Annotated in this window: 22 protein-coding genes; 11 read left to right on the top strand and 11 right to left on the bottom strand. The window is 42.2% G+C overall.

Annotation, left to right across the window (positions count from 1 at the left end):
• Window positions 1-2: 2 nt before the first annotated feature.
• Window positions 3-833 (bottom strand): ABC transporter ATP-binding protein, encoded by an 831-nt coding sequence (locus LQ201_RS19805; RefSeq protein WP_230145025.1) that lies wholly within the window; start codon window positions 831-833, stop codon window positions 3-5.
• Between the two features lie 298 nt (window positions 834-1,131).
• Between LQ201_RS19805 and LQ201_RS19800 the strand changes: the two genes are divergently transcribed.
• The 3 genes from LQ201_RS19800 to tatC are packed head-to-tail and all read left to right on the top strand — an operon-like array spanning window position 1,132 to window position 3,351.
• Entirely contained in the window at window positions 1,132-1,473 is a 342-nt protein-coding gene (locus LQ201_RS19800) for a PadR family transcriptional regulator (protein ID WP_230145024.1), read from the top strand.
• Window positions 1,443-2,483 carry a hypothetical protein gene (locus LQ201_RS19795; RefSeq protein ID WP_230145023.1) on the top strand — a complete coding sequence of 347 codons (1,041 nt, stop codon included), beginning with the start codon at window positions 1,443-1,445 and terminating at the stop codon, window positions 2,481-2,483. The genes LQ201_RS19800 and LQ201_RS19795 overlap by 31 nt, the downstream gene beginning before the upstream one ends.
• Window positions 2,484-2,487: 4 nt before the next feature.
• Entirely contained in the window at window positions 2,488-3,351 is an 864-nt protein-coding gene (gene tatC / locus LQ201_RS19790; protein WP_230145022.1) for a twin-arginine translocase subunit TatC, read from the top strand.
• On the opposite strand, the gene LQ201_RS19785 is transcribed toward tatC, so the two are convergent.
• Window positions 3,348-3,566 (bottom strand): hypothetical protein, encoded by a 219-nt coding sequence (locus LQ201_RS19785; RefSeq protein WP_230145021.1) that lies wholly within the window; start codon window positions 3,564-3,566, stop codon window positions 3,348-3,350. The two genes, tatC and LQ201_RS19785, sit on opposite strands and share 4 nt — an antisense overlap.
• Before the next feature lie 676 nt (window positions 3,567-4,242).
• Complete coding sequence (locus tag LQ201_RS19780) at window positions 4,243-4,485, bottom strand: hypothetical protein (protein WP_230145020.1); 243 nt, start codon at window positions 4,483-4,485, stop codon at window positions 4,243-4,245.
• A 33-nt stretch (window positions 4,486-4,518) separates the two neighbouring features.
• Between LQ201_RS19780 and hxsD the strand changes: the two genes are divergently transcribed.
• The 6 genes from hxsD to LQ201_RS19750 all read left to right on the top strand — a co-directional run bounded on the left by hxsD (window position 4,519) and on the right by LQ201_RS19750 (window position 12,241).
• Window positions 4,519-4,914: a His-Xaa-Ser system protein HxsD gene (gene hxsD, locus LQ201_RS19775; RefSeq protein WP_230145019.1), complete on the top strand. Its 396-nt coding sequence runs from the start codon at window positions 4,519-4,521 to the stop codon at window positions 4,912-4,914.
• A gap of 4 nt (window positions 4,915-4,918) precedes the next feature.
• Entirely contained in the window at window positions 4,919-6,406 is a 1,488-nt protein-coding gene (gene hxsB / locus LQ201_RS19770) for a His-Xaa-Ser system radical SAM maturase HxsB (protein ID WP_230145018.1), read from the top strand.
• On the top strand, window positions 6,387-7,583 hold the full coding sequence (gene hxsC, locus LQ201_RS19765; protein ID WP_230145017.1) for a His-Xaa-Ser system radical SAM maturase HxsC: 1,197 nt from the start codon (window positions 6,387-6,389) through the stop codon (window positions 7,581-7,583). Before hxsB ends, hxsC begins: the two co-directional genes overlap by 20 nt.
• Window positions 7,584-8,040: 457 nt before the next feature.
• Window positions 8,041-8,787 (top strand): peptidoglycan-binding protein, encoded by a 747-nt coding sequence (locus LQ201_RS19760; RefSeq protein ID WP_230145016.1) that lies wholly within the window; start codon window positions 8,041-8,043, stop codon window positions 8,785-8,787.
• 457 nt (window positions 8,788-9,244) lie between these two features.
• The gene (locus tag LQ201_RS19755; protein WP_230145015.1) at window positions 9,245-11,686 is read left to right on the top strand and encodes a tetratricopeptide repeat protein; all 2,442 of its coding nucleotides are present in this window, start codon (window positions 9,245-9,247) and stop codon (window positions 11,684-11,686) included.
• Window positions 11,687-11,785: 99 nt separating this feature from the next.
• Window positions 11,786-12,241, top strand: a complete 456-nt coding sequence (locus tag LQ201_RS19750) for a hypothetical protein (RefSeq protein WP_230145014.1) — start codon at window positions 11,786-11,788, stop codon at window positions 12,239-12,241.
• A 499-nt stretch (window positions 12,242-12,740) separates the two neighbouring features.
• Here LQ201_RS19750 and LQ201_RS19745 read toward each other — a convergent pair whose 3' ends face one another.
• Together LQ201_RS19745 and LQ201_RS19740 are read right to left on the bottom strand one after the other, a co-directional pair.
• On the bottom strand, window positions 12,741-12,998 hold the full coding sequence (locus tag LQ201_RS19745) for a hypothetical protein (RefSeq protein WP_230145013.1): 258 nt from the start codon (window positions 12,996-12,998) through the stop codon (window positions 12,741-12,743).
• A complete protein-coding gene (locus tag LQ201_RS19740; protein ID WP_230145012.1) occupies window positions 12,953-13,315 on the bottom strand; it encodes a hypothetical protein in 363 nt (120 codons plus the stop codon). The genes LQ201_RS19745 and LQ201_RS19740 overlap by 46 nt, the downstream gene beginning before the upstream one ends.
• A 141-nt stretch (window positions 13,316-13,456) precedes the next feature.
• On the opposite strand from LQ201_RS19740, the gene LQ201_RS19735 reads away from it, so the two are divergent.
• Window positions 13,457-14,404, top strand: coding sequence for an EamA family transporter (locus LQ201_RS19735; RefSeq protein ID WP_230145011.1), 948 nt, complete (start codon window positions 13,457-13,459; stop codon window positions 14,402-14,404).
• Window positions 14,405-14,511: 107 nt separating this feature from the next.
• Here the strand turns inward: LQ201_RS19735 and LQ201_RS19730 are convergent, their stop codons facing one another.
• Together LQ201_RS19730 and LQ201_RS19725 are read right to left on the bottom strand one after the other, a co-directional pair.
• Window positions 14,512-15,045, bottom strand: a complete 534-nt coding sequence (locus LQ201_RS19730) for a DUF6252 family protein (protein WP_230146676.1) — start codon at window positions 15,043-15,045, stop codon at window positions 14,512-14,514.
• A gap of 272 nt (window positions 15,046-15,317) precedes the next feature.
• Complete coding sequence (locus tag LQ201_RS19725; RefSeq protein WP_230145009.1) at window positions 15,318-16,340, bottom strand: LLM class flavin-dependent oxidoreductase; 1,023 nt, start codon at window positions 16,338-16,340, stop codon at window positions 15,318-15,320.
• A 120-nt stretch (window positions 16,341-16,460) separates the two neighbouring features.
• Between LQ201_RS19725 and LQ201_RS19720 the strand changes: the two genes are divergently transcribed.
• Window positions 16,461-16,985 (top strand): hypothetical protein, encoded by a 525-nt coding sequence (locus LQ201_RS19720; RefSeq protein ID WP_230145008.1) that lies wholly within the window; start codon window positions 16,461-16,463, stop codon window positions 16,983-16,985.
• Between the two features lie 213 nt (window positions 16,986-17,198).
• Here LQ201_RS19720 and LQ201_RS19715 read toward each other — a convergent pair whose 3' ends face one another.
• From LQ201_RS19715 to LQ201_RS19700, 4 genes are all read right to left on the bottom strand, one after another.
• A complete protein-coding gene (locus LQ201_RS19715) occupies window positions 17,199-17,960 on the bottom strand; it encodes a DUF72 domain-containing protein (protein ID WP_230145007.1) in 762 nt (253 codons plus the stop codon).
• Window positions 17,961-18,335: 375 nt separating this feature from the next.
• Window positions 18,336-20,270: a RagB/SusD family nutrient uptake outer membrane protein gene (locus LQ201_RS19710; protein WP_230145006.1), complete on the bottom strand. Its 1,935-nt coding sequence runs from the start codon at window positions 20,268-20,270 to the stop codon at window positions 18,336-18,338.
• Between the two features lie 9 nt (window positions 20,271-20,279).
• A complete protein-coding gene (locus tag LQ201_RS19705) occupies window positions 20,280-23,375 on the bottom strand; it encodes a TonB-dependent receptor (protein WP_230145005.1) in 3,096 nt (1,031 codons plus the stop codon).
• Window positions 23,376-24,063: 688 nt separating this feature from the next.
• Window positions 24,064-25,998 (bottom strand): glycoside hydrolase family 97 protein, encoded by a 1,935-nt coding sequence (locus LQ201_RS19700; protein WP_230145004.1) that lies wholly within the window; start codon window positions 25,996-25,998, stop codon window positions 24,064-24,066.
• Window positions 25,999-26,006 lie beyond the last annotated feature (8 nt).

Below are 26,006 nucleotides of genomic sequence, written 5' to 3'. Positions count from 1 at the left end.
GTTTATTTCAAATGTTGTAAAATCAAATTTTCTCCATTAACAACCGCATTAAAGAGCAGTTCCATATCCACCTTACCATACTGCTCATTAGCATTGATACTGATGGTGTTGGTACCGATCACATTATCTTCGGCGTAAATTATCCCATCTGTGTTTGCCCTACCAGCCGAAGTGAAGATCAACCGCTCCCCAATCACATCCAAAGGAAGGTTTACGACGATCTCTTTGTTATGGAGCACAAGAAGGGTATCGATCAGACTATCCAGGTCCCTCACCTGATGTGTGGAGATAATGATACACCGCTCATCGGAGAGTGCCGAGGAAATAACCTTTCTGAACTGAACCTTTGAGGGAATATCAAGTCCATTGGTTGGCTCATCCATGATCAAAAGGGAGGTATTTGTCGCCAGCCCGAAAGAAATCATCATTTTTTTCTGCTGCCCAAAAGAAAGCTTGCTTAGATTCTCGCCTCTGTCTACATCAAACTCTGACAACAGCTGGTAAAAATATGCACGATCAAAGGCAGGATAAAAGTGTGCCGTCCTTGCCACAAAGGATTCCGTACTCAGCGAGGGCATGTGCACCTCTTCGGGAATAAAAAAAAGCCCCTGAAGAAAGGAAGGTTGCCGCTTTGCTGCAATTTTACCGTTGACCATACATTTCCCCTCAAAAGGAAAGGCAAGACCTGCAATATTTTTGAGCAAGGTAGATTTCCCAGCACCATTTTTCCCCAAAAGCCCGTAAATGTGCCCTTTTTCAAGTTTAAGGTTCAATTTTTTAAGTAGTATGGATTTTTTAGAATATCCAAAACTCAGGTCAATGATCTCTATCATAATGAAAATATTTTTATCGTACCACTGTATCACTTATGTAACACAGTACAAAAGTAAACTTAAATCCGGTATTTCAAAATATTTTGTTTGAAATTTATTAGTGCCGACCAAAAATGATGTAGACAAATTTCAATTACCTTATTTATTCTTCATTAAACCTACTCTTTCAGCTCACAATTAAAAACAACATTATTTTTTTTATCTACTGGTAACCAGCATGATATATTCGCTTTAAAGTGTAAAATAAAAATAATTCATAATACATTGAACTTCTATGTATATTTGAAAAAACATTTTTATGCTATCAAAGGAACTAACTGCAGCATCATCTATACCCATAATCCTTTCAACCCTTATTGAAGGCGAGAGTTATGGCTATGAGATCATCAAAAAAATAAAAGAGGCCTCAAACGGAAAGATCCTATATTCCGATGGAACCCTGTATCCAGTACTGAGAAAGCTGGAGGACAAAGAGCTCATCCAGTCAGAATGGCGGATTGCCGAAAATCAAAAGAGACGACGGTACTATAACATTACAGATAAAGGAGTAACGCAGCTGAAGGAAGAGAAACTGAGCTGGGAATTTATGAACGGACTTTTAAATACATTATGGGCACCACTTCCGCTTACATCAGTTTAAAGGTTATAGAATGGCAGTCAAATCTGGCAAGGACATCACTTACTCCCGAAGACAGAGAAGAGCTGACCAGCCATCTTGATGATGTGATCACTGAGCTCACCGAACTGGGACTGAGCGATGAAGAGGTATGGGCCGTCGCAACAAAACGTCTCGGAGCTGTTTCTGCGATTGAGTCAGAATTTGAAAAGGTCAATCCAGACATTCCGTTCAGAAAAAATGGGCTTCTTATGGTTTATGGAGCTGTCATCATGTTATTGCTGCAGTCCTTTTTCATTCTGGCTCCGGCCTTTATGTTCAAAGCCTACCACCACCCTGATACTAGCGCTGTTCCGGGGCATGAAAGCATTTGGCCGATAATTTTTAACGGCCTGATCCTAATCCTGGTCTGCACTATAATGGCACTTATCTTCAAGGGAAGGACAATAGCCAAAACAATAAGTGCCACCCTGCTTAGACTGAATATATTCTCAGCATTTATTTCTGCCGCGATAATTATTGTTTCCGGTTTTTTTATCATCCAGCTGATTGGCTTCACTGCACTGGATCCCCTTCACACCGCTGCCCCAAAATTCAAGGCCCTCACCCAGATCTTTTATTTTGGCCTGACCGGGCTGATCGGATATTTTCTTTTGATCGGAAATAACCAGCGGATAAGGACATTAATGGTCTTCAACAGGAAGTTAAACTGGAAACCCTCACTACTGCTGGGAGCGGTTGCCTGCCTGGCCATTATCTTTAGCTACACCTACCCGGTCCCTTATCTACCGCTTTTTATCGGATGCCCGTTATTTGCCACTTTGGGGTGGATGATCAGCTTTTCTGATAAAAAAAGCATCAATCTGTTTTTTGGCCAGTTGCCGCTGTCGCTGTTCTGCATTTCGGAGCTTAATGGCCGTTACGCAAGTATGTTTTGCAGTTATTATCTTGTTACAGTTTCTTTCATGCTGATCGGGGCACTATATCAAAACGGGCGAAATTATCTCAGAAAGCTGCTTGTGAAGACTTGGTAATTCCATGATGGATAAAAGGAATAAACTCTTGGGATGGCTTTCAAGCCTAAAAAACAGGGATAGCGATCATAACGGAGAAATGTCGTTTTTTGATCACCTGGATATCCTGCGCAAACATCTGATCAGGTCTGCTTTCGCAATTACACTGACTACTGCCTGGGCGTTCACATATTACGATTTTGTTTTTGACAGGATAATCCTTGGCCCTAAAAAGGCAGATTTTCTAACCTACCGCTTGATGTGCTGGATCGGCCGGCACTTTAAGCTAGGCACCGATTATTGCCTCAGGGAGATCAGCTTCAAGATCATCAATACTGAAATGGCCGGGCAGTTTAACCTTCAGCTCAATTCATCGGTAATTATCGGGATTATACTTGGCTTCCCTTACCTTTTATTCGAAATATGGCTGTTCATCCGGCCTGCCCTTAATCTGAGAGAGAGAAAAGCGGCCAGCGGATTTGTGTTTTATGCCAGTCTGCTTTTTTTATTAGGCATCCTGTTTGGCTATTATATTATTGCCCCATATTCCATCCGTTTCCTGGTTGGTTTCCATGTGAGTGAAGTTATCGAGAACCAGATCACAATCGATTCCTATCTTTCTTCGATCGTCACACTGACGCTTGGAACGGGAATTATTTTTGAAATGCCCATCATTGTTCTCCTCCTTTCCAAACTGGGTCTGCTGACCCCAAAACTGATGCGCAGCTCCAGGAGATATGCCGTGGTGGTGATGCTCATCATTGCAGCAGTAGTTACCCCTACACCGGATATACAGACCATGCTGATCGTATTCCTTCCTTTGATGATCCTTTATGAGATCAGTATAATCGTAGCGGTGCATGTAACGCACAAAATGGCATCCCCCTAACAGGCAGGTAAATCTAATCCATTATAGCGTTTTATAAATTGATAGAGTTTTGGGACTAAATCAAAAAGCACTGCTGAGCGGCTTAACTGGTCCCAGGTGATCTCCCCTGCGGCTATGCCATTATGCACGAAATCGGCGAGTCTGGCTTTATAATTCGACCACAAAGTGAAAATTACGCTAATGGTATCCACTCCACTTCTTTGCAAACTGGACATATTCCTATCATTTCAGGATACATCCTAGCATTAGGCTAAAATAATCCAAATCCTAAATATTCAACCTCACGATTTTTTGGACATGCTTTTTCTGTTTTCAGAATTTTAAACCGTGAGGAATAGTTTCAGGGTCTATTTTGGAATTCAGAAGGATTGATTCGTCCTAAAATAGCCTGTCATTAAAACTATTATAGAAAACAATTAACTCATTTTGAATTCGTAAGTTGAAATAATGTGCAAGACTTATTTCGAAATTTTCAAATCCGCAATTCGCTTCAAATCTTCGATAAAAAAGTTCGTTAACGGTCTTGCCAGGCACTTAAGGAGACAACTCATTTTTGTTGCCTCCTTTTTTTATGCATATAAAATTCTGAAGCACAAATCGTTACAACATCAATAGATTATGTTCGACTTTTGCTCAAAAATTTAATGAACCATATTTAAAATCGGTTCAAAAAATATATGTAATAGGGTTTTTATATTGATTATACAGAGTTCGAATTCACCTTAGGGTTCTTGACATTTTTCATATCAATACCGCTGGGATGGTTTTTTGCCATTAGATAAAGAAAATCAAGTATTATGTACGCTTCCTCCTTAGAGGCATTGATTCCTCCTTTAGCCAAAATCGTAACCGCATGAGCTATTGAAACTCGTCGTTCTAAAATACTGTTCATTATAGTCGTAGCATTTTTTGATTTGGAACTAATATTTTCGACAATGCATCCTGCAGCATTAATAAAAGATTTCCAGTTTTGAAATCAATACTTTTAGGTGGGATAACTTTCGCGAGATACCTTTTGTCCGCCACCTCAAAACTTGAAAAACCACCAAAAATATCAACACATGATTTTCTTTGAATCTCCCGCTGTGGATTGATATTGTTAATCTTTTCCATATTTTCATCAATCTCTTTCATATTTTAACTACATTGGATCAAATTATCCCTGACATGACGCCTCTCCACAACCACATCAACGGTAATAGCATCATTATCTACCTTGACCGCTCCATCTATTCCAGTAATGTGATCCTAAAATGCCTTTATTGGTACGGGGATAAATTTCATACAGATTTCAGAAGCTTGGACAGTACGTACTACTGCGTCACCCTTAGCGTACTGGCCGCAGAAACTGAACAGACCGATCTGGAAGCCTACCAGTTAAAATTCGAACGGGACATCATAGATTATAGTCTACGGGATACCGTAACAAAAGAAACAGCCAATATCAGAGATTTGTTGATTGCCAAGGCCTTTTCCAACGGTGAATATGATGAGGAGCCCGCCGGAGAAGTATCAGACCCTGTAGGTTTTGATGTGCATGCGATCAATCCATACCAAAACTAAGCAAATGATTGTTTCCACGCTCTCCAGACCGAACAGAAAATTCAAGGACACGGATTACTTTTCTGTAAAAACAGAAACGTATTTCCTGATGCCCTTCCGCTTCCACAGGCTCAATTCCCAGCGCGAAGTGGTTGTAAACGAAGTGGGAGATCATCTTGTTTACCCTACCGGAACAGTAGCACGTATCATCGGACGGGAAATCGACAAACAATTGGATTCAGAACTTTATGCTGATCTTATCGCCGGCATGTTCATCTCAGAAAGCCCAATCCCCGCATTGATCGATGTCCTGGCTACCAGGTATCGAACAAAAAAGTCTTTTCTGGATGATTTCACCAACCTGCATATATTTGTCATTACACTGCGCTGCGAACATACCTGCCACTATTGTCAGGTATCCAGGGTAACAACAGATAAGGATGCCTTTGATATGTCCAAAAAACATATCGACCGTGGGATCGATCTGATGATGGAGTCCCCTAATCCTTTTGTAACCATGGAATTTCAGGGAGGTGAAGCACTTTTGGCTTTTGACAACATTAAATATGCCGTTGAAAGAACAAAAAGACTTGCAGTAAGCTACAACAAAAAGGTCACCTATGTGATCTGTACCAACCTTGCAGTAATCACAATGGAAATACTGGAATACTGCAAGGAAAACGGCATACTTCTTTCCACCTCACTGGACGGGCCAGGTTTTATACACAACCAGAACCGGAGGCGACCGGGGAACAACAGCTACGAACTGACGGTGGCAGGAATAGAGATGGCAAATAATGTGATCGAAAAAGATAGCATATCGGCCTTAATGACCGCAACAAACCTCTCACTTGCCCATCCAATAGAAATCGTGGAAGAATACAGGGCAAGGGGTTTTGACAGCATTTTTCTGCGCCCGATCTCACCGTACGGCTTTGCACTGAGCAACGAGCGAAAGAACAAATATGCAATGGATGATTTCCTCAGTTTTTACAAAACTGCACTACAGCACATTATTGCATACAACCTTAAGGGAGAATTTTTTAGAGAACAGTATGCCACGATCATACTCAAGAAGATACTTACGCCTTTTCCTGTAGGTTATGTAGACCTCAATTCTCCAGCAGGTGCTATCACCAATGTTATCCTTTTCAATTATGACGGAAACGTATACGCGACCGATGAAAGCCGGATGCTGGCAGAATCAGGCGACTATACCTTCAGGCTCGGCCACCTCGACAGCTCATCATATGAAGAAATCTTTTACGGCGAACGCGCTATGGAAATTGCTGAAGTGATGACAAATGAATCTCTGCCAGGCTGCTCCGAATGTGCCTTCCAGAGCTATTGCGGATCGGATCCAGTGCACAACCATGCCACCCAAGGGGACATCTGGGGCTACCGGCCGACCAGCACCTTCTGCCGCAAGAACATGGAGATCATCCGTTACCTCATCGAACTGATGGACGGGAGCGAAGAAATAACAAAAGTTTTTGAAAGCTGGATCAGATAATAAAGATATGATATTCAGGGCAAAAGGAAAAGCAATCGGCATTGATGATTTTGTGGTTGGAAAGATCACCAGGGATCCCTATAATCAAAATAACAAGCTCATCTATATCACCAGCATAGCAGGGCTACTCCCCACAGGAACACTGGCAACCATCACAACAGATCACCAAAAAACAATCTCACAGCACATCACCCCGCAGGTATATGGCTGTAACTCCCTTGACCATCTCGAAGAAGGGGACGTAGTGATGGCAGACAGCAATGGTGTTATCCGGACACTCTATCGGGTAAACTCCTACCACAACACCATCCTTTCCACCGAGAGGTGCAATAGCAACTGCCTGATGTGTTCCCAGCCACCAAGGGACAAAGACGATATTCCTGCACTTTATGAGATATATAAACGGGCTATCCCACTGATCCCAAAAGACTGTATGGAATTGACCATATCAGGAGGAGAACCGACACTCATGGGAGAACTCTTCTTCTCTCTGTTGGAGCTGATCACTATAGAACTGCCCGATACAGAAATCCATATCCTCACCAACGGCAGGACATTTGCCTGGAACCACATGGCACAGCGGCTCGCAAAAATACAGAACCACAGGATTATGCTCGGTATCCCGCTATATTCCGACTATGCGGATAGCCACGACTACATTGTACAGGCAAAAGATGCCTTTAACCAGACCATCCTGGGGTTACATAACCTTGCCCGGTACGGTATCAGGATAGAAATCCGTGTTGTATTGCACAAAGCATCCATACCAAGGCTTGCAAAACTATCGGCATACATTTACAAGAACCTGCCCTTTAGCGAACACATCACCTTTATGGGCCTTGAATTTACAGGTTATACCCCCTTCAACATCGAAAAACTCTGGATCGACCCTGTAGACTATACCACAGAACTGACCAAAGCTGTGGAGTATCTGTCCTACCGCAACATGAACGTATCCATATATAATACCCAGTTATGTACCATTCCCGAAAAGCTGTGGGCACACTGCCGCAAGTCCATTTCCGACTGGAAAAACGAATACCTGCCCGAATGCCAGGCATGCGAAAAACTCAACGACTGCGGGGGACTTTTCACCTGGAACCTAAAAAAACACAGCCGGGCAATCGCACCGATCATCAATCAAAAGATTAACGAAACACTGCCAGAAACATGTTAAAAAAGAAATCGGGCAGGCTGGAACACCTGCGTTTATCAGGAAAGATATTTTCGGTCGCGACCGCATCACTGGCCATGCTAACCAACAAAGCAGTAGCCACTGCAATACCACAGAGTCTTGACGAAGCGGTTGGCACAGAAAACACAACAAAGGCATTTCCCCCGCACAGGCTATGGAAACCCAAGTTGACCCTAAAACTGAACCCAAGCAACATTTCCCGGAGCCTACTGGCCTACCACAGCTCCCATTCCTCACACAGTTCGCACAGCTCACATTCCTCCCACTCATCCGGGGGATATTCCAGCCGCGGCGGCGGAGGAGGTAGTAGCGGAGGCAGCGGAGCAGTCGGGGTACTCATCGCCGGCGCAGTCGGATACGGGCTCTACCAGGCCGGAAAAAACAGTAATAAAAAGAAATAAGAGCAAGAAGCATTCAACCACAATACAAAACAGCGCTCATGAAAAAACTCAACATATACAAAAAAATACTCTCGGTGATCGCAGGTGCAACAGCAGCCCTGAACCCCACCTCCAGCCAGGCCCATATAACAACAGATCTGCCGGATCATCTTGCCCCGGATAACTTCACAGTTCCAAAAGCCAACAATATAAAACCCAGACTGACCCTGAAACTGAACATGGCCAGCCCCGAAAGTGGAAGGATCTTTATGCACACCTCCCATTCATCACACTCCTCACATTCATCCCATTCTTCGCATGCCTCCCATGCCTCGCACGGATCATCCTCCCCCGTGTACAGACAGAGCACGCCCGTATATGAAGAACCTGTTATCCCCATATCAGTCCCCGCCCCAACAGTACGCAGCTTATATACAACCACACGCAGCCGCTCAACAACAACAAGGACACCCAAAAGATATACCCCATCAGCCTACAGGACACGCAAGAAAAGCATCAAACGGGCACGGTCAACATTCACAGCAATCCCGGCATATGATTTAAATAACTACAGCTTCGATCCTGCGCCACTAACCCGTCGCGTATTAAAAAGAGGCTGCAAAGGCAGCGATGTAACAAAACTCCAGAAAATGCTCAAGGCCCAGGATTATTCGGTACCGATCAGCGGAATTTTTGGTTTCAGGACCGAACAGGCCGTCAGGACCTACCAGAAACTCCACTTTCTACAGCCCGACGGCATCGCCGGACTGGCAACACTCATTTCCATCGAAAGAGAAGATCTATAATATACCAAAATGAAATTGCTGAAACGCCTCTCCCTTATTATAATATACCCTATAACGATACTTATCCCTTCATCAACAACCCTGGACAGTAGATTGAAGAAGGGTGAGGTTCCAGTTTGCAAGGGTAACAGACATGGCGCTTAACGAAATTGAAATTACTTAGCTTATTTTCACTATTGAATTTCACTTTAAAGCGGGTAATGGCTAACGATATCCTGCGTTAAGAGTGCTTAGAAGTTATGCGTTTACAATGATAAGGGGTTTATTGGATGTATTTAGCATCTGATTCGGAAAAGCAAACAGCTTTCCCTGGACTTTTTCCATCAATATTGCACCTGACGAATTTAAATTAAAAAATTTTAGAAAAAACATTAACTACGCAGATGCTCTGCGCAGTTGGCTTATATCTTTGCATCATCAGCTTAGAAGGAGCAGATATATTTCAAAACTTCAGAATATGGATAAAGCAGGGGAATTGCACGAAAATGAATATCAGGCGGCTATGGACAAAGTATGGCTGGCTTTTGATAACGGCGAATTTGACCTCGTCGAGGAAATTTGTAATAAACTCATTGTCGACTTTCCTCTCAAGTCTTCCAGTTACAATGCCCTGGGGCATGTTTATAAGCAAAGGGGGCATTACCAAAAGGCAGCCGATGAACTATTGCTTGCGCTTGAAAAGGATATTGAATGCATCAATACAGGATATATTGCTTACTGGTTAGGAAAGATTTATGATATGGACAGCTTTATTCCTGACGAAGAAACTGAATATATTTACGATAAAGATAAATCTGAGTATTATTTTTCCCTTGCGCGGAAACAGAAAAGTTTTCCAGAGGAACTGCTTTTTGACTTGCGATACTCGCTCAAAGGGCAGGAAAAAATTGAACTGTTTCAACAAGGGATAGAAAAATTCCCCAATACCGTTGATTTTTATCTTCTACTGGCTGGGCACTATCAGGATGCAGGCATGTATGATCTGCATCGTGAAACCCTGGAACTTGCTATGGATAGGGGGATGGTTTCCCCTAGCCTATTTTTTAATATTGGCTTTCTTTATTACAGGCAAAGCGCATTCGAATCCGCCCTTATCAATTTTAAAAGGGCGATGAGCTTTGCTTGGGATGCGGGAAATAACTGGTATGCGATTCTGTACATGCTGGGCCGATCAGCAGTCCAATTAGGACTGACGGATGAGGCGGCAGGTTATTTTAAGGCCGCTTATGAAGGAAAAAAAGGTGACCCAGATTATTTATTTGGCTTTTTGGGCCTTTTGAACCTGTATGTAGACATCGAAGATTATGCAAAGATCGAAGATCTGATGGCAAACGTTGAAATATCCAAGGATCTAATCGAGAATGCAGAGCGTATTATGGGGGGACCGGTGTTTCTAGCTGATCATTTTGTGGATACCATTGAGCTGGAGAATCTGGATGAGATCTACTCTAAACTTATCAAATTAAGATTCCCAAAAGATAAAAGTATTGTAAACGGAAAGCTTTTTTTGATCAAATATACTCTTGCGGTGCTTAAGGAGAAACATAACGACCAATATAAATTTATTAAAGGGGCAAAGAATTCATTGAATATATACCACTATGATTTTTTGGATGATCTCTTAAATAATGCCTTATCCGGCATACTATATAATAAAACGAATACCCCTCTTGAAATAGACCGCTATTACTCTTATCTTATCGATGACCTGGGTAGTACTTACCGTCTAGCCGGGTGGATTGCTGTGCGCTTAAAAAAGATCTTTTTGATATTTTTCGAAAAAAAACAATATGATAGGGTAATAGCTTTGGCACGATATTTTAACTTGGAGCAGCTCACCGAGAATGATTGCCTTTTTAACCTTGCTTATAGTTATTCTGAAAAAGGAGAAAATCCAAAAGCGAAAGAGTTTTATGAGCATTATTTAAAGATGTCGGGTGAGAGCACAGCGGTACTAAATAATCTTGGCGTTTTATATGCCAAAGAAGATGACCATGCTACAGCAATCGTACTGTATCGAAGAGGGCTATTGATAGAGACCGAGCATCCCAATCTAATAAGCAATCTCGCCCGCGCTGAAAGGAATCTGAAGATCCAGCAAGAAAACCAACTGGCCGTAGAACTTTTAAAGTCTGAGAATGACTATGTGCGTGAAAAATTACTAAAGTTTATCCAGGGTGCCAAAATAGATGAGGCCTGTGATAATGGTGACATACCTGTTCCATTATTCAAGTTCCAAAAACTCGCCGGGGTGGATAAGGCAAGGGCGGAATCACTTGTTGAACAGTGGTTATCCAAGGGGTATCTGATCAATACCGGGGAAAGGGATGGTTACCGTGCTATTATTTACCGAATCAATCCCCTATTGGAAAAAGAGCTTATACGTATCAAAAAATACCATATCCCCAAAGCTTGGATAGATGGCTTTACCTCCATCTCTGTTGAGGTTTTGGAAAAAAAAGGTTTTTTTGATATTCTGCAGGCTATCGACAATATCCAGTCCAAGAAATATCGAGCGCTCTTTGAACGGGATTTTAAGGAGCTTTTCCATATCTATCTTTTGGATCATCTAAAGGCAAGTGTTATTCTTTCCGGGTCGCTAGTTGAGCTGGCTTTAACCTATTTCTGTGAAAGCAGAGGCACGATGTCATTATCGGTAAGGGATCCTAATGGCAAGGCAAAAAACAAGGCTTTGTATGATTGCGTATTAAGCGAACTTATCACCCACGTACAGTCTACTAAGGCTTTCGGTGGGGATTTCGGTCATCTGAGCAATTTATCTCGGATCTATAGGAATTTTGTACATCCTGGCAAAGAGCTCAAAGATCCCTTGGATCAGTCCAAGGCTGACCTTTGTTTTATCAGTACTGTGGAAATTTTAAAAAAGATTTTGATTTAATAATTCATGATTACTATAATTAAGTAATTGGCATAAATATTTTTTTAACGTTCAGACATTAATTAGATTAGCAGCAAATAAAACTAAATTAATAAGCTCATGAATAAACAAACTCTCCCATTAGATGGCACTCTCAACGATACCATGTTGACCAGCTTAATTCAAAACACTGTATTTGGGAATGACAGGGAATTTTATAACGATTCGGTAAGAAAAACCGTTTATACGAAATTGCTTGAGGCCACTGATGATTTCTTGGCGCTGATTAACAGCCATGCATTCTCTGATAATTATGATGAGAATGATCCATATGATGATTACGCCTTCCATGTGGTTACAGCCAGGGATAAATTTATAAAAACCTTTGATGACCTTATTCAGGGAAATTTGAATCAAAAAGATCTAGTTATCCATATAGTTGCATATTGGACATCTCTACTTAATAGATTGGAGAATTCAGCAGAACTGCTTTCCGATAAAACTTTTTATAACATTGTACTTGATATGAATCTGCAGATTCTAAAAAAGGCAAATGCTGACATAGATTCTATCTAAAAACAATTTGCTCTTTTTTTACCATTTCAAGTTGACTAAAGGTATTACGTGTGTCCTCAATGGTTTTTAATTCTGGTTTACTGTGGCAAGCAATAACAGTACAATGCCAAGATTATAGTCTCCAGGGTCTGTGTGGAGCACTGTCAATGCCCGAGAGATGTTCTTCTTTTCTATCGCTCCCATGGAAATGGAAAGCTAAGCTGAAGTATCGCGGTTGGACGTGCCCTGCATACTCATCATAAATACCTCGCGGGATCTGCCCGGCATGCGGTCTATGTTCTTTTTTGGCCATTTTGATAATTTACTGAACAGTAAACTGTGCTCCGCGGTAAGTTCTTCCCTATTGTCTCCTAAATTTTATGGTTCAGTCGGAAAAAATTCACTTTTTAAAACAAATTAATTAGCAAGTTATTTCGAAATTTTCAAATCCGCAATTCGCTTCAAATCTTCGATAAAAAAGTTCGTTAAAGATCTCGTTACGAGCACTTAATGAGACAAATCAGTTTTTATGCGGTTTGTCTCGTTTTTTTAAGCTGCCATCTGGCCCGATAAACTTAAACTCAAACTCTTCCAGCACCCTTCCACCCATGGAAACAAAGGTACCCCATAGTCCCCTCCAGTCTTCGGTGTCCTGCGCTTTTTCTGTATCCCATCTCACCAGTCCGTAAAGCCCATCAGGGGCGTCCTTTAACACCAGCCCATATTCTCCACTTAGCCAAACAATAAGCCCGGCAGGAACTCCTGGTTGCGTTTCCACCAGTCAGCCCTTTTAAAAACAGACCTGCCCAGTTCAAACCCTTGCCTTCCCATCAGCCTATCCCAATCGGCGTTTGGCGCAAACCATTCCCGTACCCTTGAAAAATCAGGATTGTTTGCTCCTTCAAGCTCACCCAGTTCTTCTGTAAACCAGTCCTTAAAAGCAATAAAATCAATACGGATATCGTCTGTATGCTCCAGAACAGCCTTTACCCTGTCCAGATCATCGAAAAGTGCAAATAATTCAAATGCCTTCCAATAGTCTACTTTGGATAAAACAGGTGTAGTTTTTTTCTTACCGAAGAGCCAATTGAACATGGAGTGTTAGTAGAATGAGCAGATAAAAGATCAATAAATATACATCAATTTGCATTCCATCCAATAAATAGTGTTTTACATTATGTGGCTTAATAAGCCCTAAGATTTTATGATATTTGTTAGATCAACATTATAGCAACTGTGAAAATCGCAAAATATTACCTGGCCGCTATATTCGCTTATGCGACCTGGGGCTTTTTTAGTTTAGTTTTAAAACCTTTGAGCGGATATTCTTCGGTAGATATTTTATTTTACCGCATTTTTAGCTGTGCCATATTGATGCTATTCATTACCGCCTTATTTAAACGTGCCGAATTGGTTAAAACCTTTTCTAACTTTAAAGCCTTACCTGCTAAGCAGAGACGAAATGTGCTTTTGCTGAATGTAGGCGGAAGTATCTTTTTAAATATCAACTGGTTTTCGTTTATTTATGTGCTTAACCATGTAAGCATTAAGGCTACCTCGCTTGCCTACCTGGTTTGCCCCATTATTACCACATTGCTTGCTTACTGGCTTTTGCACGAAAAGCTCAATAAAGTACAATGGGTGGCCGTTGCGTTAAGTATACTTGGGTGCTTAATGCTATCGTATGCCAATATTATGGATATGGTTTACGGCATTGTTATTGGGTTTACTTATGCGGCTTATCTGGTAAGTCAGCGTAAAAGTGTTGGGTTTGATAAATTTATCCTGCTCACGTTTCACATTTCGCTTTCTGCGATAATGCTGCTGCCTTTTTACCCTGCATACAGCGGACCTGTACCAGCAGCAACGCAATTTTGGTTACTGATAGAGGTTATAGCAGTTGGTTTTACCGTGATTCCACTCTTTTTGAATTTATATGCCTTAAAGGGCTTGAACTCATCAACAGTGGGTATGTTGCTTAACATTAACCCAATTATTGGATTTGCTATAGCAGTTTTGGTATTTCATGAGCCCATTACCCCATTACAAATGGCGGCATACAGTATCATTTTCGTATCGGTTGTTGTTTTTAATGTGCATTCCCTTTTTAAAAAAAAGCGAAGGAATCTGCCTGGTAGGGATAATCTGGATTCTGCCACAGAACCTGGTTACTTAAAAGAGTAAAAATAATGCAGCTTTTCATTATGAGCGCATAAATAGTCAGGCAATTAAACCTCAGCATTAACGTGGTGAAACCGTTGGTTACCGTGGAATAGTTACTGTTGCTTCTATTAAATTTTTAGATCAAATCTACCTTCAGTAGCATTTATGATTTCGCAGCCCTGTTTTTCAAGAACAAACTCAAAGGAACCAGTAATTACTTTCTCAGTCAGGTCCAATTTGGTAATTTTCAGGACACCTTTTGCAACAATTTGATGGGAGCTGTAAGTGCAACTTCCTGTTTTATAAAAGCTCACAAGAACTTTGTCTTTATCAATAGAATAGGTTCCTGTTTTACTGATATTGTAACTGGCGATCGCTACGCTTTGAAACTGGTCTCCATCCAGATACCGATGTGCAGTAATATTCAGGGTTCCACCATTGAAGTTTGCATCATACGTAATATTTAGCTTATCCTGGAGCAATGCCCCTTTTGGCAGCCATACCTTTCCATTGAGTACAAAGCCAAAGGTGTTAGCGCCCTTCTGGGTTAATGCAGGCAATTCCTCCTCTTTGGTTAATGATGTTTCCTTTTTGCATTTCACGCCGCTCATAGAAAGGCAGCAGACTGAAATGATCAGTAATGTGAGTTTGTTGATTTTCACGCGTTTTAGATGTGACATAAAAATAAACCAAAAAAGTTATGGATTGGATTTTTAACGTTAAGTTTTTGTTAAATCATTCCACTAATAGATACACATTATTCGGAATACTCTGCAGCAATGCTTGAAGTCCTTTTCTTATGCTGTAAATACACGATAAAACAAGAAAGCGGGAAAAACCAAAGGCTCTTCCCGCTCATCTAAATTAACGCTCTCGGAATATAAACGCCATCTCAGGCAATATATTTTGTGCGATTTAAAAAAATCAAACTAATCTATTTCCATCCAAGTCCCGGTGCAACGTGCTCCAGAATGGCAGATAGCACATGAATATTGTAATCTACGCCCAAGGTATTTGGAATGGTCAATAATACCGTATCCGCTTCCTGTATTGCCTCGTCGGCAGCCAATTCCTTTATCAGCTGATCTGGTTCTGCGGCATATCCCCGACCGAAAACCGCCCTTTGGGTTGGCTCGATATAGCCAAAACTATCCGCCCCTTTCCCCTGCTGCCCGAAATAATACCTGTCCTGATCGTTCATCAGCGCAAATATTGAACGGCTGACAGAAACCCTTGGCTCGCGATCATGTCCCGCTTTTCTCCAGGCTTCCTTGTACAGCCTGATCTGCTCGGCTTGCTGGATATGGAACGGCTTACCGTTTTCATCAAACTTCAAGGTAGAACTTTGTAGGTACATCCCGTTCTCTGCCGCCCAAACAGCAGTCGCATTGGAAGCGGCTCCCCACCAGATACGCTCACGCAGTCCCTCCGAATACGGTTCGAGCCTCAAAAGTCCAGGAGGATTAGGAAACATGGGATTGGGATTAGGCTGTGCAAATCCTTCGCCTTTCAATCTTTCCAAAAACTCCAAAGCCTTTTGCCTTCCCATATCAGTATCGTTCTCCCCATCCTTTGGTGCAAAACCGAAATACCGCCAGCCTTCGATCACCTGCTCGGGCGAACCCCTGCTGATGCCCAGTTGTAACCTGCCACCAGAGATCAGGTCGGCCGCGCCAGCATCCTCAACCATATATAAAGGGTTTTCATAGCGCATATCGATAACGCCCGTTCCGATTTCGATCTTAGAAGTTTTTGCGCCAATTGCCGAAAGCAGCGGAAAGGGCGATGCCAGTTGCCTTGCAAAATGGTGTACCCTGAAATACGCTCCGTCAAGGCCGATTTCTTCAGCCGCAACGGCAAGGTCGATAGATTGTAGCAAAGTATCACTAGCGGTACGCGCCAGATATGAGGGATGTTCCGACCAATGCCCGAACGATAAAAATCCGATTTTCTTCATTTCATTAATTGATAAATCCAAAGTTACCATTACTCCTATAACGCAAAGGTCATTGTGTAGTCATAACCTATACCACCCTTCAGCAAACAATAGCCTGAGCTAATTGTTCCAAAGTCAGTCATGTCAAGAAGAAAACAGATACGGTCAAAGGAGCAGTTCGCTGCTGCGCTCGAACTGGAAAGAGCGGGCGATAATGCTGCCGCACTAAAACTTTACCAGAAATCTGCAATGACAGATCCTGCTAATTCCCACGCCTGGAACAGGCAGATGGTGCTTTTGCGCAAAGCTAAATCAAAAGAAGCTGAGGTTAAGCTCATCAAACTGGCCATAGCCGAATACCAGAAATCTCAAGAAACCAAACAACAAGATTGGCTGAAAGAAAACCGGGCCAAGGCAGACAGCACCCGGGAACTGGCCCATGTACTCGGTCTTTTGGAACCAACAGGCTTTCCGAAAAGCGACGACACCATCATTGAGAAATGGCAGACCAGGCTGTACCTGCTTGAATACCGCATCAAAAATGCACGGAAGAAAAAAACCTCGTCCAAAAAGCCTGTAAACAAATCGTCAAAAAGTGCAGTTCCTGCGCCTACAAAGCTTAAGCAAAACGCCACTACTAAACCCAAGCCAGCAAAAAAGCAATAAGATTAATCCAATCTGAACAGGTTCTCATTACCCTTCACCTGTGATTGTCTGAACCTGATTTTTAGCAACTCAAATTCTCCAGGCATTGAAAGCACGCCCAGTTCGGGCAGATATTTACGCTCGCTACAAACCCTAACGTAACTGGGCAATATCCATATCTCAATCTTATAAAGGCAGCCCAAGCCTGCTTTTCCGGCAAATGCCCAGCAAATACTAATAGGTATCCCTAACGATCTGGCGCAGCATATTCAGGTTGGCATGGGCCTCTCCCATGGTGTTATTGAAGTACACGAACACCTTTTTGCCCTCCGAAAGCCACTCGGTCACATAGCTTGCATACTCATACAATACGTCGTCAGAATAGCTTCCCCTATAGTTTCCTCCCGGACCATGGAACCTGAGGTAGATAAAATCGGGATGGCTTTCTCGCACAGGAGAACTGGCAGGCGACTTATCGTGGACCACCATACCAAGCTCAAACTCTTCCAAAAGCTCATACACCTCATCTATATATAAAGAAGCATGCCGAAATTCCAAAGCGATCTTCCATTCGCCAAAAGGATCATTATCCCTAAGCACCGACATCAGAAAGCGCAGCTGCGCAAAATGAGAAATCCTTACGCTCGGGGGGAACTGTACCAAAAGACAACCCTTTTTCTCCTCAACATGCGAAATGACCGAAAAGAACCTGGACACGACCTCTGGATCAAAGGCCAAGTCCTTGTTATGGGTAATCTCCTTGAAAAGCTTAAAGGTAAAACGAAATTCCTCAGGCACATCCGCCGCCCACTTTTTCATCGTGGAAACCTGCGGCACCTTATAAAAGGAAGAATTGATCTCGATAGAATCCATCAGCGAGGCGTAATAGCACAGCCTGCTCTTTTCCTGGAATTCTTTCGGGTAGTGCAATTTATTGGGAACCGGTAACAGTAGCCCGCTGGTACCCGAGTAATACTTTTCAAAGGGGATGTCCATATTCTCCAAACAACTTGGACAGAAAATTGTTGAGTGGGGCCAGATCAGAAGAAAACAAATCCTGTCCGAATGCTATTTATCCCTCGCCTAAGCTAATCGTTTCAGCCCTGCCAAACGGAAAGCTACTAACGGAATAAATTGTGATTTCGCTAGTTTGCATCGCTGAAATTCTACCTTAGACTAAGCAAAGACTATGAGAAAACAGCCATATGTCCGTCAGAAGTAGCAATTTAAAACGGCCTCTAGCGATCTATATTTCCATCATAAAGTGCTGTTGATGTCGGTTTTTAAAACGCTTAACATTAATCGGTAGGATTACGATAATTCTGAAAGAAAAACAGGCAGATTTCTTTGGAAAATCTGCCTGTTTTAAATTTAGTAGCCAGGGTTTTGATATGCTTTCTTTGCCTCGTCAGACATTTGCATGCCATCTATCTGCCCTTGTGGAATTGGACGGAGATAAAGATTTGGTGTAATCGTTCTGGTAACCGTTACTGGTGTATGGTCGCCATATCCTGTACCACAAATACTGAAAGTAGTGGATAACTCTGCCCATTTTTGCGTTCTAATGAGGTCGAATCTCCTGTATCCTTCCGCATAATATTCACGCGATCGCTCTGCTAAAATATAATTGATATCAATTGTTGCTGGGGTTGCGGCAATCATGGCTGCACTATTGTCGGCTACTTTTGCCACATTGCCATTATTATCCCAACGCCATTTTCCGGCACGGGCCCTCACCACATTGATCAGTTCGCGTGCACTTTTACCTGCTTTGGGTGTAGCACCTTTTACAGCAGCTTCGGCAGCTACGAAGTAAAGTTCAGAAAACTTTGCAATAGGGTAAGGCCGGGTACTACCTGCATTTGGTTGACCTAAGCCTGTGCCATTATCTGTACGGTAAGGACCCAGTTTCCAAAGGCCCGGATAAACGATTCTGCTTATTCCCGATGGGGAAATTACATAATCTGCCCTTCCTGGCAATGTGCCGGCGCCAACATTACTTGTTCCGGCTCCACTTGGATAACTTACGGCGCTATTATCAGCATCCAGAAAGGTTAAAACGGCATTTCCGGGAACGATAGACAAGCCATTGGCATTAAGCAAAGAGGCAGGGGCAGATTCAGGAGGGTTATATCCTTTAGGCCAATTCCCACGATATACCGTTGTAAAGGTGCCATCATAACGTGAATCCAATGTTTTATCGGCAAAAGTATTTTTAAACACTTCAATAGGTGGAGCCATCCGGTTCCATGGCCTGCCAAGGTGTTGCTCTGCTTCACGCTGAACCGAACTAATTCCTCCGCTTCTGATATTGGTGTAATTCCAGGTCATCATCCAACCTGCAAAATTATCAGGCGCCCCACCGCTACCGAAAGTTAAACTACCGCCATTAAAACGTTCGCTCGTTTGGGTATGATCAGCATATAGCAGCATTTCTTTGTTACGGTCATTTGATCCTAAATTCACATCGTAATAGGTATCTACCAAACCGTAAGATCCAGGACTTTCGATAGCTGCAGTTGAAACATCATAAGCTTGCTGAAAATACCAGTTTGCGTCATGTCCGTCAGGATCAGTTCGGTTTGCTGCAGGATAGGTTGGGATATTGTTAGGGTTTTGCAACCACCACCCATAAGTTAGGTAAGCTTTTGCCAAATACAATCGTGCCAAAGTTTTTGTTACCCCTCCTGTAACGCGGGCAGCAACTGGTAAATCGACAACGGCAGTCAATAAATCAGGAAACACTGCCTTTGTATATACCTCGGGCACTGTATTGCGAACTGATGTTCTTACGGGACTGGTATTGAATTTAAGTGGTCCGGCACCCAAATCGAGTGGCACCCCACCAAAGGTTTGTACCAGCAAAAAATAATCAAAGGCGCGGAAGAATCTTGCTTCAGCAACCAATGAAGGGGCAATACCTGCAGCACTGGCATTCTCAATTACACCACTTGCTGTATTAATGTTCGGAAAGGCTTCTCCCCATAATACGCTACTGGGATAACTTGTAGAAAGGATTGACCCAACACCTGAGCAATCCATATCCTTAAAATTACCATCAGCATCTTTGCCCCAGGTAGCCTCATCGGTACCGGTAATGAGCGAATTATAATAATAGGCCTGCCCATACATGTTGCGGAGGTGACCGTACATTGCTGTAAGACCACCATTTACCCCTGTTACTGTTTTAAAGTAATCTGGTGTAAAGATACTGCGGGGCTCTTCTTCAAGAATTTTTTTACAGCCTGAGAAAACGACCATCCCAAGCCAAACGCTCAATGTTATATTTAAATGTATACGTTTCATATCGGTATATTAAAATGTTAAATTAAGACCAGCTACATAGTTACGGGTAGACGGTGTATTGGTACCAATCGTTAAAATTCTCCGCGGATAAACCGATGCTACCGCAGCGTTTTCATCGCCATATGAATTTGTTTCCGGATCCATGCCCGACTCGCGATGATATGGAGAGAACATCACAAAAGGATTTTGAACGGTTAAGTACATCCGGAGCTTTAATCTGGAATCTTTTAACAAACCTCGATTGAAATCATATCCTAAAGAGATGGTCCGGATTTTTAAGAAAGAAGCATCAAAATAACCTAATGTACTTCCATACTTAGGGTTATCACCACTTGCGATACCGCCAGGTTTTGGATACTTTGCGCCTGTATTTTCAGGTGTCCAATAATCAACTTTAACGTTATTTCTTCTACCAGATAAGAGATTCAGGTATCCGGAAGAACCATATAATGTACTAAGCAAAATCCCGCCGTCTTTAAATAATCCTACCACATTGAGGTCAAATCCTTTATAAGCAACTCTTGTATTGAATCCTCCTGATAATTTAGGATCCACATCCATGATCTGTCTATCTGCTGCGCCGATAGGTCGTGTTGGTTTGCCGGTCGCATCAAAATCGCCCGTGTATTTTACTTTAATCATCCCCACATTCCCGCCTGGCTCTAAAACATTCAGATATGGATCTCCGGCCTGCCATAAACCTACTTTTTCATAATCAAAAATGGCATTGATGTTATGGCCTACGAACCAAGCATTCCCTTCGTCTCTGGTTTGGCCTGATGCAAGGGCAACGAGTTTGTTTCGGTTTGCATAAAGATTAAATCCCACATCCCATGACCAGCCTCCCTTATCATTAAAAATATTACCGTTAACACTCAGTTCCCACCCTTTATTCTGTGTTTGTCCGATGTTTGCAGTATAACTGCCCACACCTGCGGTAGAGGGCAATGCAACGCCTAACAATATATCTTTGGTATTGGTTACATAATATTCAAATGTTCCTGTCAACCTGCTTTTTAGTAAGGAGAAATCAAGGCCATAGTTCCAGGTCTGTGAATATTCCCAGCCTAAACCCGGACTTGGCAACTGAGAAACATAATATCCAGTGGCATAGTTGTTATCGCCAAAATTGTAAGGGCGCGAATTTAGTAAACCAAGGGTTTGATATGGATTTACCGCCTGGTTTGATGTTTGACCGTAACCCACTCTAATCTTCAACCTGTCGATAGCGGTTATCCCTTTCATGAAATTCTCATTCATCAGGTTCCAACCCACAGAAACAGCCGGGTAAGTATTCCATTTATGCCCTGGCGCCAAGCGTGATGATGCATCAGATCTGATGGTTGCACTGATTAAATAGCGATTATCATAGGCATACATCACTCTTCCCATGTAAGACATCAATCCACTTAAGCTGTAGTTCCCGTTACCGATCGTTAATTCTCCATTGGCCTGGCCAAGATTGTAAAACTGAAAAGCATCAGACGGAATATCACGTGCTGACATGGATGAGGAATTGAACTTATTCTGTTCAGCAGAATATAAGGCCACTACATTGATATTGTGCTTTTCTGAGAAGGTTCTGTCATAAGTCAATAAATTCTCAAGTGTCCAATGGTAGGTTTGCGAATTGCTAACCCCGGCAGTAGAAACCGTAGTAGCGGTAGCACTTCCAATGCCAACACCTGTATAGTTACCATTGTTGCTCTGGATAAAATCAAGGCCGAGATTGGTACGGTATTTTAGTCCTTTTACCCATGGAATGTTAACCTCGCCATAAAATGAATTATAGGTAGCAAAGCCACGCGTTTCATTAAGCCATTTATCACTGAGATTCTTAGTGAGTTCGCGCGTGTAAATCCACGATTCATCCTGAGGCATTCTGATTGTTCTTTTTAGGCTGCCATCTGCATTGTAAGGATTTGCGATAGGCGAATTGCTCAGGATTCCATAAACGCCGAGCTGGTTGCCTTCACTTAAGTTGTAATTGTTATTGGTGGTAAATCCAATCCTTAAGAAACTGGCAATCTGTTGATCCATGGATGCTTTCATTGAATAGCGGGTGTACTGTTGGGTTGGGATCAGACTTTGATTCTGATAATAGCCACCCCCAAAACTGTAGCTGCCTGTAGTAGATCCACCAGATACACCAACATCATGACTGGTTACAACTGCCGATTTATTATAGAATAAATCTTGCCAATCGGTGTTTACGTCGTTTGCTTCATCTGGGCCATTGGTTGTAAATAATCCAGCTGCCTTGCGCAGGGCAACGAATTCTGGTCCATCCATCATTGGATATTTGGCAAAAAGGGTTTGTAAACCAGTATATGAATTATAGGATACTTTGGCAGGAGCTCCTTGTTGACCACGGTTAGTGGTGATCAATATCACTCCATTCGCTCCCCTTGAACCATAAATCGCTGTAGCAGAAGCATCTTTCAAAATATCTAAACTTTTAATGTCGTTGGGATTGATATCACCAATAGAGCCCGGAAATGGGATCCCATCAAGCACCACCAACGGATCATTACTGGCTGAAAGTGAACGCTGACCTCGGATCAGAATCTGCATGGTTGCACCAGGTTTGGTAGAAGTTTGTGAAATGTTTACTCCTGCTATTCGACCTTGGATAGCCTGTGCCACATTCGGTGCGGGTATTTCACGAACTTTATCGCCCGATATGTTTGCCACAGAACCAGTTACCGATTCTTTGCGCTGGGTTCCATAGCCCACCACTACAACTTGTTCAAGTTCAGCAGCGCTCGGGAGTAATGTCACATTGATTTCGGTTTGATTTCTGACCGGAACCTCGCGACTTGTAAATCCGATGTAAGAAAACACCAGAACCGAATTGCTTGTTGGAACCGCAATACTGAAGTTTCCTGTTCCCAGGGTTGTTGTACTGGTTGAGGTTCCCTTGATCAGAATACTTACCCCTGGAAGAGCATTTCCCTGATCATCCACAACACGCCCTTTTACCTGGGTTTGTGCATGTGCAGCAACCACAAAAAGTGCAAAAAAAGCAATCAGTGATAGTTTGGCTAAACATTTGGAAAGTCCTGCACCAGGCTTTACAAAAAACTGTAAAAATTCATTCCTCATAAAAATTTGGTTTATAATGGTTAAAGTTCATGCTTCACTCAGTAATGAGCCGACTGATTATCCATAAACTGGATAATGAGCATCTCTATCAAGAGTAGACGGGCATGATAGAAGTAAAGTTATTCGATGAGAAGAAAAGCATAAGTGTCAATTGTTCATAAATATGGAATAAATGTTCAAAGGAAGGAATCGACTAAAAATGATTATTAAACGAGGAAAAGATTTTCGACCACAAAATATAAAGCCATCTTATGCAATCGATTGTAAACTAACCAGATGCAATAAAAAAGCCACTTCACAATCTTTAACGACAACAAATATTGAGGGAAACCGCTTTGATTATTTATTTTTTCGAAGCTATAAAAAATTGTAGTACGACCTTTTCAAAAACTCGGAAATTACGAATGTTGTTGGTGCTATAAGTAAAGATGGCAACCCGTAGCTCAGGGGTGAATTACACTTAATTTTATATTTATAAGAATTTATTGTTGGTTAAATCATAATAGGATAACCAGGTAATACTTACCCGGGATCCAGAACAAGTTTGCGGCCCGATCTATCATTTGACAGCTGACAAGCGCTTGCCCTGAATCCGAGAAGTACGCTAAACCAAATTTAATTTCTTTTTCTCCATGCATTATTTTGACAGCAAAAAAAATGCTATTTGTGGATTATTTTCAGGTATTAGTTACTCAAAAACGGCTACGAAACCATCATTCTTTTTCAGGTCGATTTTCAATCCTCCAGAAGCTGGTATTTTTATTTCTTTAGCAACAAACCCGTTGTGGCTGTCGTTATCGTTTCCTGAAGAAATGAGTTTACCTGTTTTGTTTTTAATAAAAGTAAGATTTAACGTAAGGGATTTGTCGATTGCTTCTCCATTCAATCCTGTAACGTACCATTTGGAACCCGATTTTCTGGCTACAACATATAACTTGCCCGGGTATCCATCAATAAATTTTACATCATCCCATTGAGCAGGCAACGCTTTTAAGAAATCTTTAACCTCAACAGGCACATGGCTCATTCCATCCGGTGTTTCGGCATAGTGCTGTATGCCCGATAAAAAGGCCACTGATGTAGCCAGTTCGAATGCAGCGGTTGTTCGCCGTTCAATATTGGGGATTTTGTATAAACACATCGGTGTGAAATCCATCGGATCAAAGGCATTTCTGATCATGGCACTGTTAACCATGTGTTGAGGTGCTTTGTTGGCTGCATCTTGCCCAAATGTGATCATTTCGTATCCCAGTACGGCTTCTGCGGTCATTAAATTTGGATAAGTCCGTTGCAATCCCCTGGGCAGTGTAGCCCCATGAAAATTGACCAACAAATGGTGGGTGGCGGCATCGGTTAAAATATCATGGTAGTAAGCAATCATAGATTGTCCGTCGCCACCAAAAAAATCGATTTTGATGCCTTTAACGCCCATTTCTTCAAGCCTGCTAAACTCCTTCACCCGTTTCTCATGCGTCAGCAGCTTATCTCTCGGTGTAAATTTTACGGTATTCCAATCCCCTGCTGAGTTATACCAGAGCAACATGCCCACATTTTTTTTTCTTGCGTAGTCAACCAAAACCGCAACCGAATCATATCCAATGGTCTGATCCCAATTTGCATCGATCAAACAATACTGCCAGTTCATATCGGCAGCGTAATCAATATATTTTTTCTGGACTGGGTATATCGTTGCCTTATCCTTTTCCAACACCCAGCTCCATGCGGCTTTTCCAGGTTTTACGAACGATAAATCTTTTAATCTGGATGCAGGGGCAAGATCTGTACCGAGGGTCGATTCCATAATTGTAGCCAAATCGCCTATTGCAATGATCCGCCAGGGCGTAATCCATGGAAGCGTAGATTCGGGATAAAGGGCTCCTCCTTTTATTTTTTCAGCTTCTTGCGGAAAATTGATCCGATATTCGCCGTTCGGTGATAAACGTTGCAAAGAAGTTCCACAATAATTTCTCTCCAGTCCTGCTTCCGTAAGCATCACCCAGGTATCGCCTGTTTTAAATAAAGCCGGATATACCCACCCGTTAGCACTGGAAGATGGCGTGCCTACCGGGATAGCCATATTATAATATACCTCATAGGAAGGATTGGTATGTTCAAATCCCGTTTGTGCCTCGGCTTTGGCCTGTAACCAGGCCAAGGTACCTTCGGGAAAGTGAAAACTTGTCTGTTCTGACTGTATTTTTCTTAGCGATGGATCTTTTTCCAGAAATTCGTAACGAAAGGCGGCCCCATCATTAGAAACACGAAAAATAATATTCATTTTTTTGCCTGTTGGCGTTTTGGTCGATATCGCCAATTCATTTGCGGTATAGGTAATCGATTTCTTTTTTGCATTGCCCATTACATAGGTCTCTTTCAGTTTTCGCTCCGCAGTACCAACGACTTTTAATGACCTTGTAAAGTCTTCATCTTCCCGGATAATGCCCAGTTTGGAATTTTGTAAGACTGTTTTTTTACTCCTGGCAATGCTATAGGTTCCCTGAGCGGGATTGCAGGTGAGAACAATTTTCCCGTCAGGACTGGAAACATGATAGCTTACTGCTTCCTGCGCATAAATGCAGGTACTTACAAGGGTGAAAATGATAAATAAACGGATAAATTTCATGAGGTTCT

Source organism: Pedobacter sp. Bi126 (genome assembly GCF_918698245.1).
GTDB lineage: Bacteria > Bacteroidota > Bacteroidia > Sphingobacteriales > Sphingobacteriaceae > Pedobacter.
The sequence above is the reverse complement of the archived record's forward strand: the minus strand, read 5'-3'. Positions and strand labels throughout refer to the sequence as shown.